Here is a 1,304-nt window from a genome sequence, read left to right on the forward strand (position 1 = left end):
GGTGCGGTGGGCAGGTCGGCGGTGACGGTGAAGCCGCCCGCCGGGGTGGGCCCGGCGCGGAGGGTCCCGCCGAGGAGGCGGGCCCGTTCGGTGAGCCCGGTCAGGCCGTGCCCGCCGGACGGCAGCAGGGGCCGTTGGCCGGGCGGCGGGCCGTTGGCGACCGTCACCCTGATCACGCCGCCGCCGGGCGCGCCGCCGGCGGGTTCGCGGTGGGTGAGGCGGACGGTGACGGCGGCGCCGGGCGCGTGTTTGGCGGCGTTGGTGACGGCCTCCTGCACGACGCGGTGGGCGGCGAGCGCGACCATCGGCGGGATGTCGGAGGGCAGGTCGCCGGGTGGATCGGAGTCGTCGGCGAGGTGGACGGGGACGCCGGAGGCGCGGGCCCGTGCGACGAGGTCGGGGATGCTCTCCCCCGCGGGCCGGACCGGCGCCGCGCCGCCGGGCGCGTCCGGTGAGGCGGCGTCCGGGGCGGCGGGGGCGGTCTCCTCGCGCAGGACGCCGATGATCTCGCGGAGGTGCTCGGTGGCGTCGGCCGCGCCCGCGCGCAGCTGCGCGGCGGCGGCGCGGTGCCGGTCGTCGAGGCCGGGGTCGACCTGCAGGGCCCCGGCGCGGACGGCGATGAGGGCGAGTTCGTGTCCGAGGGAGTCGTGCATGTCCTGGGCGATGCGGGCGCGTTCGCGGAGCCGTTCGCGTTCGGCGATGATGCGCTGCTCGTGTTCGAGGCGCTCGGCGCGCTCCCATCCGGCGCGCAGGAGCTCCTGGTACTGCCGCCAGTAGCGGCCGACCAGCCAGGGCAGGACGCCCAGCAGGACCAGCCAGACGGTGGAGGGGAACCAGGTGGTGACGTCCATCCCGCGGATGATCGACAGTGCCGCACCGCCCACGAACACGGCGGTGAACCCCCACAGCAGCGGCTGCGCGCGGGTGGTGCGCAGCCCGGTCAGGTAGGCCAGGACGGGCATCGCGAACGTGAAGTTGCCGTGGACGGCGATCAGCGCGATCGCGGTGAGCAGCGCGAGGGTCGGCCAGGTGCGGCACACCGCGATCGCGGCGGCCAGGACGCCGAGCCCGGCCGTCTGCAGCCACCACGACGCCCGGTGCGGCTCGGGGGGCGTGACGCCCCCGGAGGCGACGGGGAAGGCCAGCACGGCGAACAGGACGACGTCCTTGACCAGCGCGGACCGCGACGGACGGCGGACGGCGCCGCGGACGGCCCGGCCCAGCGTGCCGGGCCGGGCGGCGCGGACCGCGCGGGCGATACCGGCCGTGACGTCGGCCGTGCCGCGGGCCGGACGGGGGCGGGC

General features: G+C 78.0%; 1 protein-coding gene. It reads right to left on the reverse strand.

Features of this window, described 5'->3' with window-relative positions; translation table 11 throughout:
- Positions 1-1,304: sensor histidine kinase (locus tag ETD83_RS41870; protein ID WP_138650772.1), on the reverse strand; the 1,304-nt coding region annotated here is incomplete at both ends.

The organism is Actinomadura soli, assembly GCF_005889715.1.
GTDB lineage: Bacteria > Actinomycetota > Actinomycetes > Streptosporangiales > Streptosporangiaceae > Spirillospora > Spirillospora soli.